At 40.4% G+C, this 15,946-nt stretch carries 9 protein-coding genes; 8 read left to right on the forward strand and 1 reads right to left on the reverse strand.

Annotated elements, in window-relative coordinates:
* Positions 1–451: 451 nt before the first annotated feature.
* From DXB73_RS10220 to DXB73_RS10245, 6 genes are all read left to right on the forward strand, one after another.
* The gene (locus tag DXB73_RS10220; protein ID WP_118691054.1) at positions 452–4,078 is read left to right on the forward strand and encodes an Ig-like domain-containing protein; all 3,627 of its coding nucleotides are present in this window, start codon (positions 452–454) and stop codon (positions 4,076–4,078) included.
* Between the two features lie 192 nt (positions 4,079–4,270).
* Positions 4,271–6,946 (forward strand): CDP-glycerol glycerophosphotransferase family protein, encoded by a 2,676-nt coding sequence (locus tag DXB73_RS10225; RefSeq protein WP_118691055.1) that lies wholly within the window; start codon positions 4,271–4,273, stop codon positions 6,944–6,946.
* Between the two features lie 115 nt (positions 6,947–7,061).
* Positions 7,062–8,234, forward strand: coding sequence for a hypothetical protein (locus DXB73_RS10230; protein ID WP_118691056.1), 1,173 nt, complete (start codon positions 7,062–7,064; stop codon positions 8,232–8,234).
* Between the two features lies 1 nt (position 8,235).
* Positions 8,236–9,654 carry an MBOAT family O-acyltransferase gene (locus DXB73_RS10235; protein WP_118691057.1) on the forward strand — a complete coding sequence of 473 codons (1,419 nt, stop codon included), beginning with the start codon at positions 8,236–8,238 and terminating at the stop codon, positions 9,652–9,654.
* A 10-nt stretch (positions 9,655–9,664) separates the two neighbouring features.
* On the forward strand, positions 9,665–10,072 hold the full coding sequence (locus DXB73_RS10240; protein ID WP_118691058.1) for a GtrA family protein: 408 nt from the start codon (positions 9,665–9,667) through the stop codon (positions 10,070–10,072).
* Between the two features lie 56 nt (positions 10,073–10,128).
* Complete coding sequence (locus tag DXB73_RS10245) at positions 10,129–11,052, forward strand: glycosyltransferase family 2 protein (protein ID WP_118691059.1); 924 nt, start codon at positions 10,129–10,131, stop codon at positions 11,050–11,052.
* A 38-nt stretch (positions 11,053–11,090) separates the two neighbouring features.
* Here DXB73_RS10245 and DXB73_RS10250 read toward each other — a convergent pair whose 3' ends face one another.
* Positions 11,091–12,938 (reverse strand): DUF6056 family protein, encoded by a 1,848-nt coding sequence (locus DXB73_RS10250; RefSeq protein WP_118691060.1) that lies wholly within the window; start codon positions 12,936–12,938, stop codon positions 11,091–11,093.
* Between the two features lie 280 nt (positions 12,939–13,218).
* Between DXB73_RS10250 and DXB73_RS10255 the strand changes: the two genes are divergently transcribed.
* Both DXB73_RS10255 and DXB73_RS10260 read left to right on the forward strand, forming a co-directional pair.
* On the forward strand, positions 13,219–14,709 hold the full coding sequence (locus DXB73_RS10255) for a glycosyltransferase family 39 protein (protein WP_182448307.1): 1,491 nt from the start codon (positions 13,219–13,221) through the stop codon (positions 14,707–14,709).
* 72 nt (positions 14,710–14,781) lie between these two features.
* On the forward strand, positions 14,782–15,945 hold the full coding sequence (locus DXB73_RS10260; RefSeq protein ID WP_022024857.1) for a polysaccharide pyruvyl transferase family protein: 1,164 nt from the start codon (positions 14,782–14,784) through the stop codon (positions 15,943–15,945).
* Position 15,946 lies beyond the last annotated feature (1 nt).

Consider the following 15,946-nt stretch of genomic DNA (forward strand, 5'->3'; position numbering starts at 1 on the left):
AGGGACTTTGCGCTCGTCGTTACTTATGTCTCGTGTTTCAGAGACATTAAGTAACGTGACGTAGCGCATCGTAGCGAAAGCGTCCCGTCCAAAAATCGATGATACCTTGCTAAACCGGGACATCTCAGACATTCCGTCAGGCATGTATTCATCAGAGACTTAACAAAATAAGAAATCACACAAAAACTCTGCGTTCTGCGGCAATTATCTTAGTTCGCTGACGGCAGAATAAGTTAGTTTATCGGTTGCAAAATATCATATTTATTATTGATATAATAAGCAATATGGGGTCGTGCGGATGTCTTGGGGATGGGAAGTTTGGGTTATTGAGAAAAAAAGGAAAGATTTATTGATTTTGAGATATTTTTTTAATTTTTTTGACACATATTGGCGGTAGAATGGTGAGCGAAAATAGATGTCTTGAAGATAGATTGGGAGGTATCATGAGAATATGAGATTAGGTGGTTTGAGTAAAAAGTTGATGGCTGTTGCATTGTCGAGTGTTATGGTGGTGTCCGGTTTTGCGGGGCTTGCACCAGCCGTTTCCGTGAGTGCAGCAGATGATACTGCAAAGTTACGTATGATCTTTACATCAGATCTGCATGGACAGTTGACGACAGAGGATTATGAGACCGGCAAGGTCTACACGACGGGTGGTTTGTCGAGAACGGCAACATTGATCAAGAAAGCGAAGGCAGAAGTCAATGCAAAGAATTCTTTGTTATTTGATCTGGGAGATGTCCTCTTTGATTATACAACGGATTACATATACGATGTAAATAGTTCGGCACAGCAGCCGATGTACACTGCGATGGCCAAGATGGGATACGATGCGATCACACTTGGAAATCATGAATTTGATTATACACTGGATTATATTCAAAAACAGTTGTCTTCTACCGGGATGTCCGGCAAGGTGGTATTGTCGAATGTTACAAATGTCAATACAGGAGCACATATTTGGGCAGAGAATAAGATCATTACTAAGAATCTGGTAACAGAGTCCGGTAAGACAATCTCAGTCAAGGTAGGTTTGATCGGTGAGACAGTTCCCACTTTAGCTAAGAAACGGACCAATTACACCGGAGTGCTGAATGGAGAAGATATTGTCAAAAATGTCAAAAAGGAAGTACCGATCCTGCAAAAGAAAGGTGCAGATATCATTGTCGTACTGGCACACTCCGGTATTGGAGAGCAGAAACCGGCAGAGTTAGATGCCAATACGGGATATGCACTGACGAAGATCAGTGGGGTAGATGCGGTACTCTGCGGTCACCTTCACAAAGATTTCCCGAATGCCAATGGAACAAAATATGATGATTATCCGGGGGTCAATAAGACAACGGGTATTGTGAACGGCAAACCGCTTGTCCAGATTGAAAACCGAGGAGCAAGCATTGGTATGGTTGATCTGAATATCGGTACGAAGAATAACAAACCGACGATCACAGGAAAGTCTACACAGATCCGAAAAGTTAATGCTTCTACAGAGGTAGATCCAACGATCAACGCAGCATTTGGGAACTGGACCAAAACATTTATGGCTGATAGCAGCCAGATACTCAGTGAGGTAGCGGCAGATACACAATTACAAAATTATTTTGGTACGATGGAAGATAATGATGCAATCCAATTGTTGAATAATATTAAGATCAGTTATGGATTGCAATACATCAATAATACGAAGACACAATACAAAAATCTCCCGGTAGTTGCGGCGTCTACTTACCTAAAATACGGATCGTCCGATGGAGAGGATTACATAGATATTCAAAATCAGTTTAAGAAGGCAAATATTTATGATCTGGTCAGTTATCGGACAGGCTTGTATATCTACAAGATGACAGGCGCACAGATCCGGGAATGGATGGAGTGGTCCGCAGGCGGTTATGAGCAGGCCGGCAAAAATCTGTTGGGAGACAATGCACCGGCAGAACCGACAACATCACCGGCAGAACCGACGGCATCACCGGATGTAGCAACCGGATCAGCAGTGTCTGCGGGGACGGCAGACAGAGAGGAAGAGATATCTTCTCAGGCGGCGGTATATGAGTCTCAGACAAATACTGCACCGGCAGCGCAAAGTAGTTTACAGCAGAAAAATGCTTTGCTTCAGACCAAGGGGCTGCCATCGTTAGGAGATATCTTAAACTATGATTCCAGCAAACCGTTTCAGTTCGTAATGCAGGATGATTATCTGACGGATTGGTCACAGTATTTTATATTTGATGGATTAGAGTACAAGATAGATACGACAGTAGCACCTCGTTATGATGCAGCGGGCAAAAAGATCAACGATACCCATCGTATCGTATCCTTGACGCGCAACGGAGCAAATATTTCAAATACGGCTTCCTTTATTGTGTTGTCTAATAAATTGCCGGATAACAATCTGTTTAAGACGATGAAGCCGACAATACTATCCATTAGCAAAAAGGCGTTGTATCGCAGCTATATTCAGTCCTTTATCGAGAAGATACAAATGGCCAGCGGTACGATCAAGCCGATGCAGGATAATAACTGGAGTGTAAAATACTCGGATAACTATAACTATATTGTACAGAGTGGTGCTAAGGCGTCCCGCTATTTAGACAGCAAGGGATGGATTAAAGCATCGATCGGTGGCGATAGTAATGTTCGGTATTACGTAGCAAATCCAAACGAAAAGTCTACGACGGATACGACAGGACCTTGCCTGACGGCTGTTGTGAAAGATGAGAGAGTTACGAACAAAAAGGTACAGGTATTGATTCAGGCGACGGATTCTTCAGGAATTGCGTCCGTTCGTTATGCGGCTGGCAAATATACGGCAGACAATGCAATTTGGAAGACGGCATCAAAGATCAACGGTAACGTATGGTCTTGTGACCGCAATGGAACCTTTACCATTTGCGCAACTGATAAGAAAGGTAATAACAGTGTTGTCGTACTCAAAATACTCAACATCAATAAGAGTATGTTGTCGGCACCGGTAGTAGATGGCTATACAAACCGTAAGACGAAGATTACCGGTAAGGCAGAAGCCTATGCCAGAGTATATTTTAAGGTTGAGGGGGGCGCAACCTATTCTACCGTTGCAACCAAGAGTGGAACGTTCTCTTACAAGATGCCGCCACAGAGAGCCGGCAAACGCATCTTTGTATATGTTGTTGACAGTAAGGGAATGACAAGTGCACGTACGATCGTGACCGTAAAACGAACCGGTCCGAATAAGCCGACACTTCACAAAGTTAAGACGAACAGCAAACTGGTAACAGGTAAGGTAAACGACAGTTATGCTTATCCAATGATCCTTGTAAACAACAAAACAGTATATGTACCAAATCAGAACGTCAAGGCATTGTACCGTAAGTCTTCGTTCTACAAGAAGAAAAACAAGGTCAAAGTGGGACGTATTGCACTGAACAAGAATGGATCCTTTACGTTGACGCTGCCGTCTACGCTGAAGGCCGGTACAAAAGTTGAGCTTCGCACGGTAGATGCGGTATCCAGATGCAGTTTGTCGACACATGTGATCACAAATCAGGCGGTGCCGATCAGACCGACGATTTCGTATGTCAGCAATAAGACGACGAAGGTAAAAGTGTATGCCTATGAAAAATGTAAAAAGGCAGTTGTAAAGATTGGCAAGAAACGTTATGTGGCAACCAAAGGAAAGTATAAGTCCAAATCAAAACGTTACTGCTATACTGTAAAGATATCGAGAACTAATTCCACAGGCACTTTGAAAGTATACGTTGTGAATGTGAAAGGCGGAAGCCCGGTGCTGCGTGTTCATCCGGTACAGAAAGCACCAGACAGTCCGATTGTTGTAAGTGCACCAACCGGCAAAGGAAAGGTTGTCGGCAAGGTGAATTTGGTCGGCGCACCAAAGAATAAGGCTGCCACGGTTTCTAACACAAAGACCAAAGTTGCTGCGACAGTAGCCGGCAAGGTGTATAAGGGAAAGGTGAAAAAAGATGGCACGTTTGTTATAAAAATACCAAAGCTTAAAAAGGGTACAAAGTTTAAGGTGACGGCAAGCAACCGATATGGCAAGAGCGTACCGCGGGTCAGCAAGGTCGGTAAGAAAAAGTGATCATATTTTGCATCATAGTGAATAGTTGCGAAATATAGAGAAATATTTTATAATAAAAGGTACTATTGGTTTGAAAGGGAATGCAGGAGAACAAAACGGTTGTTTTCCTGCGTTTCGTTCGTTAATATTAGGACAAGCAGGAAGGAGTATGCGCACTGCGGGAGTAGTGACAGAAAGTGAAAAGAAGAGGATATGGAAAACAGTCGATTTAAATTTTCGGTAATTATACCGGTATATAATGTGGAGAATTACTTGGAGGAGACGATCCAATCTGTTATACATCAGACGATTGGATTCAAGAAAAATATTCAGATCATTTTGGTCAATGATGGAAGTCCGGATGATAGTGGTAAAATATGTGAGAAATATCAGAGGGAATATCCGGATAACATTGTATATGTTGAACAGAAAAATGCAGGTGTCAGTGCCGCTAGAAATAACGGATTAAAATATGCAGAAGGCGAAATTATCAATTTTTTGGATTCTGATGACAAATGGGGAAAAACTGCTTTTAAGCGTGCGTATCGCTTTTTTCAAAAATACGGAAATGAGATTGATATTGTTGCCGGCCGTATCAAATATTTTGAAATGAAAGATAATTACCATGTATTGGATTATAAATTTGATAACGACAAACTTGTGGATATTCAGAAAGATCATGAATATATACAGCTAAGTATGGCGACAACATTTGTTCGCGCTGAGGCATTAAAAGGACGACAATTTGATTCTCGAATCCGTTATGGAGAGGACTGTCTTTTGATCAATACCATATTATTTGACAAGTGTAAATATGGCGTTATTCGAGATTGCGTATATTATTACCGTATGCGTAATACCGGAACATCCGCAATGCAAAACACAATTTCCCAGAAGACATGGTATTTTGACACAGAAAAACTTGTGTTTCAACATCTTCTTGAAATGTCCAAAGAAAAATTTGGCAAGCCGATCAAATATGTACAGTATCTCATTATGTATGATATGAAATGGCGGCTGCGTACTGTTGTGCCGTCAGGTGTGTTGACAGAGGAGGAGAAGAAACAGTATTTGGAGCTTCTTCACGTTATTTTGCAAGATATTGACGATGATATGATCGCTACTCAGAAAAATTGCCTAAGTCTGCATTACCTGCTTGCTTATCAATTAAAATACCAAAAGGATTGCCGGGATGAAATAACGTTTGATGGCGGTTTGGTTTGTTTTCATGGACAGCGGTTAACGCATATGGCAAGACGACGTTTTTTGACATTAGACTTTGTAGATATTAAGGATAATGTACTGGAAATTACCGGTCAGGCAGATTTTTGGATATATGAGGATGATTATAAAATTTTGTTTGAGGATCAAAATGGAACAGAGTATTATCCGACATATTATCCACTACCATTTCGAACAAGACATGGTTTGTTAGGCGATTATGGTGACGTTAGAGGATATCACGTATCCATACCGTTAGCCGGAGTCAGAAGGCTTCGTGCCGTATTTGAATACAAAAACGGTGAAAGATGTTATATGATGATCGGTTATGGTAAGTTTTGCCAATTAACGCATGCGATGGATTCTTCGTATGGTTTATACGATCGCCATATCCTGCGTGCCAAGGGAAAGACCATATATGTTCAGAAAAAAACAAGAAAACGCTATCGTAAATGTGAGCGGAGATATTGTTTGGAACTGGTAAAAAAAGGATATTTTAAAGAATGCTTTTATCGTTATGCGACAAGAGTATTTCGTAAAATCCACAGCAACAAAAAGATTTGGTTGTTGTCAGATCGAATCAATTTGGCACGAGACAACGGGGAAGCACTGTTTCAATACCTGAACCGGATTGACACCGGAAATGTTGATGTTTATTTTGATATTTCCAAGAAATGCAGTGATTATGAACGCATGAAACAGATAGGAAAGGTAGTGCCACATGGTTCATTTCGATATTGCATGTATTTTTTGTCAGCGGATAAGATCATATCTGCACATATTGATGAGTATGTGATCAATGCCTTTGGTGTGAAGAGAGATTACTTGAAAAACCTCTTCCGATTTGATTTTGTATTCTTACAGCATGGACTGACGAAGGATGATCTGTCCGGGTGGGTGAACCGTTTTAACAAGAACATCAGCCTATTTGTGACGGCAGCGAAACCAGAGTATCAATCCATTGTGGATGGCAATTATTTTTATACAGACAAGGAAGTTAAGTTGACCGGTTTTCCAAGGTTTGACAATCTTGTGGCTGATAAAACAAAGAAGCAGATCATCATACTGCCAACCTGGAGAAAGCAGCTTGCAAACTCTATTGATCAAAAGACAGGGCAGCGCATTTACAACGATACATTTAAGAACTCTGCCTTCTTTAAGTTTTATGATCGATTGATTCAAGACGAACGTTTGCTTGACTGTATGCGAGAGCATGGATACACCGGTAAATTCTGTCTGCATGTAAATCATATGGAGCAGATTGGCGATTATCATGGCAATGATGTGATTCAGATTCATGAAGGTGCATTGAACTATCAAAAAGAATTTGTGGAGAATGCATTAATGGTTACAGACTATTCAAGTGTGGCATTTGATTTTGCTTATATGAAGAAAAGTCTGGTGTATGCGCAGTTTGACCGCGAAGCCTTCTTTGAGGGACAAACATACGATGAAGGCTATTTCAATTATGAAACGGATGGTTTTGGTCCGGTATGCTATGATTATGAGACGACTGTGCAGTCGATCATTGATGCGATCAAACGTGATTGTGAAATGTCGGAAGAGTATAAGAAGAGAGTAGACAACTTCTATTACAAGACAGATACAGATAATTGCAAACGAGTATATGAGGCAATTTTAGCGATTGATCAGAATAAAGAAGCGTAAAAAGGGCATCTTATACTATTTGATAAAATAGAGATATGACGCATAAAGTGCGCAGCAGCAACAGTTTGATCAATATAGAAGAAAGCGAGAAAGCGAGGAAAAGAGGATCGCACGAATGAAGTGGATAAAAATACTATTTATTGGATGTTTTGTGGCGTTTATCGGGTTCACAGGGCTTAAGACGATAGCAGGCAAAGAGGCGAAAAGTCTGACAGAGGGCAGGAGTTTGACTCAATTTCCGGATCTGGATTATTCGGAAATGACGAAAGATTCATATCTTTCTGAGGTTGAGAATGCGTTTTCGGATCAGCTTAGCAGTCGCGAGAACAAAATCCACCAATATTATGATCTGACAGTAAATAAGCTTCATATGAAGTATGCCGGTTCAGTTTCTATTGGAAAAGACAATCAATTATTTGAACAACCGCAGGTGATCAATGACTATGCGGCATTTGATCACGAAGTAAAGAAAATCGCTAAGGTTGTGAATAAAGAAGCTGCCAAGATCACAAAAAATGGCGCAAAGTTTCTTTTTATCAATTATCCACGTAAAGATGTAGGTGCTAAACAGTATCTGCCGAGTTATTATCCGGATTCTACGAAAGATTATCAACGATATATTCGTATACTTCGGCAAGAATTGTCGGACGATGTGATATTCATCGATGCAAATGAGCTGTTTCAAAAATATGATGGAGATGGATTACTGTATTACAAGACAGATCATCATGTAAATGCAAATGGTACGCAGCTTGTTTATGATGAAGTCATGAAATATGTGAAACAGCAGTTCCCGGCAACCCAGACAAAGTCATTGTCAGACTATCGAATCAAGCAAAAGGTAGTTGCCGGATCCTTTAACCGTAAGATTGGATATGTAGTGTCAGCCGGTAAAGAAGAGATTACTCTTCGACCAAAATGGAAACTAAAATATAAACGGCTAAACAGTAAGGCACCGCTTTTTGGCAAAGGAGACACTTATGCCAGTGCGTTTATGGGTGGCGATTATGCGTATACTGATATTACGACACCTCAGAAGGATGCCGCTAAGATCATGATCAGCGGAAGTTCCTATACGAATGCATTGGAAGCGATGATCATTCCAAGCTGCAGAGAGATGATATCGTACGATTATCGCTATAATACGAAGTCCGGTACTTTGGCACAAGAAGCAGCAAAGCAATCTCCGGATTATGTGATCTATATACCAAATCAATCAGATGCTCATTTTTCCTATGAGACATTTCGTCAACATTTGGGATTAAGCAATAAGGCAGGAAAGGAATAGTATGGTTTTTAGTAGTGCTGTGTTCGTTTTTGGATTTATGCCGCTGTTGTTATTTTTATATTTTTTGGCGGAACCCAAATACCGTAATTATATATTATTGATATTTAGTCTGATCTTTTATGGCTGGGGCGGAGTTAATTATTTGCTGCTTATGTTAGCAGTGGTTATGTCGGATTATGTATTTGCAATTGCGATCGCGCAGATCAAGACACAGAAAATACGTAAGCTGTTTGTCGTGTTTTCAGTGGTCGTAAATCTGGGGGTGCTCGGTTATTACAAATACACGAATTTCTTTATTGAAAACATCAATCATTTCATCAAAAATGATATTAAAATTGCGACAATCGTATTGCCGATCGGTATATCGTTCTTTACGTTTCAGGCGATGAGTTATGTCATTGATGTATATCGTGGTGATGTTGCAGCACAGAAAAATCCGTTTTACGTTATGTTGTATGTATCGCTGTTTCCGCAGCTTGTAGCAGGTCCGATCGTCCGCTACAAAACCGTAGAAAATGAAATTGCACATCGACAGATACATATGGAGGATGTTGCAGACGGACTGGAACGGTTTATACTTGGTTTTGCAAAGAAGATCATTATTGCAAATAATGTAGGGGCATTGGCAGATAAAATTTTTGAAATGAATAGTATTGATATGCCGCTTGCCTGGCTTGGAGCAATTGCCTATACGCTGCAGATTTACTTTGATTTTTCGGCGTATTCGGATATGGCGATCGGTCTGGGACGTGTCTTTGGGTTTCATTTTGAGGAAAACTTTAACTTCCCATATATCGCAAAATCGGTTGGTGACTTTTGGCGGCGCTGGCATATTTCATTAACTACGTGGTTCCGTGACTATGTATATATTCCGCTCGGTGGTAACCGCAAGGGGATGCCTCGGATGTATGTGAACATGTTCATTATATGGACACTTACCGGCATATGGCATGGCGCAGAGTGGAACTTTATTTTGTGGGGAATGTATTATTTTGTGTTTCAGGCGATTGAAAAGTTATTCCTTGGAAAATGGCTTGCGAAGATACCGCGTGTATTCCAGCATATATATACCATGTTTGTTGTGACACTTGGCTGGGTATTGTTCCGTTGCGATTCTGGATTATCTCAGTGTGTGACTTGGTTTAAGGCATTGTTCTCAGGTAATGTTACGAGCGAGGGAATGTCATTGCTGTATATGTATGCAGTACAGTATGGTGTTTATCTTGTACTTGGTGTGATTCTTTCCATGCCGATATATCGTGTTCTGAAGGCAGCAGTCTACAAGCGGATACAAAAGAACCGCATCTGCAAATGGGCATGTGCTGCAGCAGGATATGCGGTACTGTTAGCGCTGTTTTATGTTAGTGTATTGTATTTGGTCAATTCCACGTACAATCCGTTTATTTACTTTAGATTCTAGGAGGTCTGAGATGAAACTGATCGACAAGACAACGATAAAATTTATTTTGGTTGGAATAGTGAATACACTTGTTGGTACCGGTGTTATGTTTTTGATGTATAATTTACTGCATGCAAGTTATTGGATCTCATCAGCATCGAATTACATCATTGGTAGTATTGTAAGCTACGTTTTGAACAAGTATTTTACATTTCAGAATAATGAGAAATCATTTGCGATGGTCATTAAGTTTGTTATCAATATTTCCATCTGTTATCTGGCAGCATATGGCGTTGCCAAGCCGCTGGTGCGCATGGTATTAAGCGGCGCATCTAAAAGCATACAGGAAAATCTGGCAATGTTTGTCGGTATGGGATTGTTTGTTGTATTGAACTATTTTGGTCAGCGGTTTATCGTATTTAAGAAGGATGAGGCTTAATAGAGGTTTTGAAACTGTCATAAGTTTGCAGATTAAGAAAGGGCTAGAGGTATAGGATGAGTTTATTATCAATTATAATACCGGCATACAATGAAGGTGCATTGATCCAAAATACGGCTTCGGTTGTCGCAGACATCATGGAAAAACACAGTATAGATTATGAAATCGTATTTGTGAATGACGGATCAAAAGATGCGACATGGGATGAAATTCAAAAGGCACACCGGAATAATGAGAAAGTATGCGGGGTATGTTTCTCAAGGAACTTTGGAAAAGAAGGCGCAGTATTTGCCGGTTTGGAATATGCGAAAGGAGACTGCTGTGTCGTTATGGACTGTGATCTGCAGCATCCACCGGAGACGATCATAGAGATGTATCATCTGTGGGAGCGTGGATATGAGGTCATTGAGGGTGTCAAAGCAGATCGTGGTAAGGAAAGCTTTATACATAAAATATTTGTTAAAATGTTTTATGGCATGATGAGTGAGTCCACAGGAATTGATATGTCCAGAGCCTCTGATTTCAAATTGCTTGATCGCAAGGCGGTAGATGCCTTTATTGCACTGCCGGAGAGACATGTTTTTTTCAGAGCATTGTCCTCCTGGGTGGGATTTAAGACAACGAGTGTAGAATTTAATGTACAGGAGCGTGCTCAGGGAGAGTCAAAGTGGTCCTTTGCATCCCTGTTTCGTTATGCCATCAATAATGTCACATCGTTTTCAACGGCACCAATGCAGATTGTTATGGGATGTGGAATTGTTGTGTTTATATTCTCTCTTATTTTTTCAATATATTCTATCGTGAAATGGTTTATGGGATACTCTTTGGAGGGATTCACAACGGTTATTATTTTGCTGTTATTTATTGGAAGTGTATTGATGTTTGGCCTTGGAATTATAGGATATTATATAGCTAAAATATATGAAGAGGTTAAGCATAGACCACGTTATATTGTTAGAGAAACAACTGAGGATCATTAAGAATGATCCTCAGCGAATAGAATGGCGATCACGTCTGCTTAGCGGATAAAATTGCGATCGCACCATAATGTAAAGGTTACACTGTCGACAAGACAGTGTTTCTTTTTGTTATAAACGATAACGTGCATTCCGCCGGCAGGAGAAGTCAGCTCCTGATTGTTCATTTTAATGCTGCAGTCAGCATCGATAGTATTGTACTTTCCCTGACTGAGCAATGAGAACTGTTTAGCGTCAATCGTGCAGTTATAAGAGAGCTTTTCCGTTCCGGTATTTGAGTATAGCGCTTTGCCATCATCAATTACGGCAAGGAATGACTGACGAAATGTCGGTGTTTTTGATATGCCGCATTTTTTGAGTATTTTTTTATCTGTGCGATTAAGAAACTGTGAACCATCATCGTGTACAGACAAAAATGCAGTGTATCCTTTTTTACGGATTGCCCGCAGGTATTCGGTAAAGTCAGAGCATTTCGTGAAACGTCTTTCTGTATTTTTATAGATAAGATCAAAGCGTTCCTGCTTCACTGCTTTGACCGAATCTAATTTATAATGTTCCGCAAAAACCCGATTAGTCCAAAAAGTCGGGAATTCTGACAGATCGCATAACATATATTGTGCAGAGTACTTGGTTGCCGGTTCTGGAGTGATGTATGGAACAACAACCTGTTTCGCACCTTTGGCAACCTGAGTTTCTACATAATTGACGCGGTCAGTGGCTGATTTATAACTGGTTACGACATCATAGGCACCGTTTACACCTTGATAGAATGTAAATAGCAGCAATACTGTCATACCGGCACTGCGGGCAAAATGCAGCTCTTTGCGGTCGTAAGCCGTGCCTGCAAGTCCGATGGAGCATGCAATTACCAACAATATTGTCACACCGAATGTAACACGGTCAGTTTGACGTCCCGGAGAAAGGATCAGTGCATATTCACAGGCAAATGCAGCTAATCCGAAGAGAATCTCAGAGTAAATAAGCTCTTTTGCTTTCTTTTGATAAATATGCAGTATGATAAAGAAAGCAAGTAACAAGATGAGAACGATCTGTTTTGTAAATAAAAACTTTGTTGCGTTAGCAAATCGCTCCGCAATGATCAATAAAGGGTTTCGGTCATCGACAACACTCATCGCATATTGCGGGTCATTCATTCGAACGGAATGACCGGGCGAAAAGATTAATAATGCATAACCAATCAGCGTACCGATCAGACCTTCAAACATCCATGCTTTTAATTTGGTCTTGGTAAAAAGAGCATAGACAATCCATCCAAGCATGATCATGATCAATGCACCGGAAGTGTTTTCACTGCTCCAACCGGCAACAACGGCTAATAGTATAAGCGGGATCTGTTGATACCAATGTTGACATGTGTTTTGACCATGAATAAAATACAGGCTGTACGGTAATAGCAAAGTGATGATCCAGACAGCCCCCCACATATAGTTGCATGTACCGACAAGCCATAGACATGTCTGTCCGATCACATCAACAAAAAGCCAAATGCTGCAGGGAATAAATAAGTAAGTCAGTGCGGAAATGTTTTTGGAAACTCGTGTATGTTTTGTTCCGTTAGCATGCAGATAAATGCAGTACGTAAGCCACAAAAACATTCCTGTATTTATAACGTCAAATAGTATTTTGTTTTGAGAGAGAAATACGCGTGCCAAAAAATGAGCGACAGAGCGTCCGTTCATATTCATGTATTGCATATATTCCTTGTGAAGCATATCAAGCAGAGATTTGCCACCCATATAAGTATAGTCATCAGCAACGTACGGGGTGAAAAGGTTAAAGCCCAAAAATACGAGCCCTGTTATAATAAACAGTATAATAAATGAATGATCCAGCAGGAAAATCGACAGTTGCTGCCACTTTTTTTTCATAATCGTTATCTCCTTAGCAATATTAATTATGCGTTATGCGCAGAAAGCGTGCGCAAATATATGATTAAATATGAATACACACTTCGATAATGGTAGCAGAATGCAAATATTATGTCAAATATAGATAGAGATTACGTCGGCGTTCATTCAAATATCATAATAGGCGTATCGTTGAAAAAAAGGGATGAATATGTTAACATGATACGCAGATTATATGAGGACACGATCATTATAAAAATGCAGAGAACTTAATAAGTGTTATAAAAGAATGGAGAACGCGATGCATCATGTAGAGAAACTATGTAATATTTTATATGTGTTATTATTTGGAATCCTGTTAATTGTAGTAATGGGGTCTATGTTTACGTGGTCTTTTCGCATGGTATGGATCCTTCCAATATTTGTAGCATTGTTTATTATATACATTACGAAAAAGAAGAGAATATTGAAAGAAGAATGGTGTTCGGTGCTTTGGTATATTGTATATGGGGCGTGTTTGGTGTTTTTGATCGCGTTTTCCTTTTTGTGTGAAGTGGCACCATCTTGGGATTGGGGGCAGGTGCTGGAATCGGCATCAGAGTATGTGTTGAAAGGGACGTTAGATGCAAAAGAATATTATGCACGTTATACCAATAATCAACTTTGCCTGATTTGTATGGTAACGTTATTTCAATGGATTCGTTTTGCTCTGCCGGATGCCAACTTTGTTGATTTTCAAGAAATATCCATTGTGATCAGTTGTATATTTGTATGGCTATCGATCGGGATGATCTATCTGATAGCTAAGAAAGTGTGGGGAAAACGCAGAGCGTGCATCGCAGGAATGCTGGCGGCCGGCTGCCTGCCGTTATATATGTACGCACAGTTTTTATATACAGATACGCCGGGGATGTTGTTACTGACGATACAGTTATATCTGGGAATCTGTATTTATAAAAGTCATCGTTTTTATCGGAAACTATGGCTAGGCATCTTACTTGGTATTGTGGCAGGGGTTACCTATCATATCAAAGTTATTCCATTTATTGTTTTTTTAGCCATAGTGATCGCATTATTTTTACAGAAAGAGCGCTGGTATCAGAAATGTATACTGTTATTAATGATGAGCCTGACGTTGGGTGGCGTGATTCAATGCATTGGAGTGTATTCAGATCAATATGCAGAGGGCTGTTTTGGAATTACAGATGCAATAAAAGATGAGTGGGAGTACCCATTGACGCACTGGATCATGATGGGATTAAACGAAAAAAGCGATGGTGGCTATATGCAGGAAGATGTTGCATATACGGCGACCTTTGAGACAAAAAAAGAACGCACGGAGGAAAATATCCGCGTTATACTTGCAAGACTTCGCTGTTTTGGTGCAGCTGATTACATACATTTTATCTTTTTCGATAAAATGCCTCGCACCTGGGGGGACAGCTGTTTTGCAGGGGATGACTATTTGTTCCGTATGCCGTATTTGCCGGAGTGTCCTTTGGTACAGATTATGAAATGGAATGGAACGTCACACTCGTATTGCCTGATCTATACATGGACCTATTATGTGATCTTGTTTTTTGGTATTGTATTGTCAGGGTTATTGGCATTGGGACACCGGGGCAGGCAGGATCCGATGATGATCGGCAGGATCGCGATGATCGGTATTGCCTTGTTTCAGATATTGTGGGAATGTAACAGCCGCTATGTGATCACATTTTTGCCGATGATGATATTAATGGCACTTGATGGCTATTTTACTTGTAAACAACGCCTCACACAGGCAGATTGACTTGACAGGTGAAATATGATACCCTCAAACTGGGCGTTTGCCCTAAGAAGTTAATGGAGGACTACTACTATTATGAAGATAGGAATTATTTCGATCAATGCGCATACAAAAGTATTGAATTTTGCGTCACCGCTGCATTCTTATGCATTTCAGCAGTTTTTGAAAATGCATGGATATGACAGTGTGATCATTGATTATAAACCAAACTATTATGGACAATATAATCCGAGACACCCACTGTTTTACCAGTTGTCTCATCCGATGAAAAATAAAAAGAAACAGCGTGCAGCATTGAAAAAATGGCTTAAGCTGTTTATTCCGCGTCAGATCCGTTTTGATAAATTTCAGCGTTTTATCGACAAGTATTATATTACAACGGACGAGTGCTACAACGAGAATACACTCGATACAAACGATTTGGGACTGGACTGTTATATCTGTGCGACAGATGTTATTTGGAAATGTAATAAGAAAGCCGGATTTGACAGAGGATTTTTCTTAGCCTGCGATTCGATGAAAGGCAAATACAAGATCGCATATGCGGCTAGCCGTGGTCCGGTAGTAGAGCTGGAAGAGGACAAGCGTAAAACCTTTATTGAGTACATTTCACAGTTTCAAAATATATCGATCCGCGAGAAAAGTTTTGGGGAGTATATTAAGCGGATTTCCGGTATCGAGACAACGCATGTGTTAGATCCGGTATTGCTTCATGACAAGAGCTTTTATGAGCCGATCATTCAGCGGCCAAAGAGAAAGAAAGGCTATGTACTGCTCTATGTTGTTATGGAAAGTGCGATCCCATTGATCGAGCTTGCGGTCGATTTTGCCAAAGAGCATGATCTGGAAGTGATCGAACTTAGCGAGAATCTGGCAGATGCCAAAATTCCGGCAGGAACACGACATAAAGTAGTTTATGATATTGGTATCGAGGAGTGGCTTGGTTATATGGATGAAGCAGAGTATATTTTCACCAATTCTTTCCATGCAACCTGTTTCTCCATCTTATTCCACAAGCAGTTTTTTGTCGGAAAGCGTAACGGCGACAAAATTTTGTCTGTCATGGAAATGTTTGGACTTTCGGATCGTCGTATTGAAGACTGTTTTGATGGACATAAGTGCATTGCCGACAATATTGATTTTGCGCCGGTGGAAGAGCTGCGCAAAGGCTATGTAGAGAGTTCTACGAAGTTTATTTTGGATGCACTGAAGCAGGCAGAACAGAGTCTGGAGGGATAAT

The sequence above is a fragment of the Clostridium sp. OM05-6BH genome (assembly GCF_003481635.1).
In the GTDB taxonomy this organism is placed as follows: Bacteria; Bacillota; Clostridia; order Lachnospirales; family Lachnospiraceae; genus Butyribacter.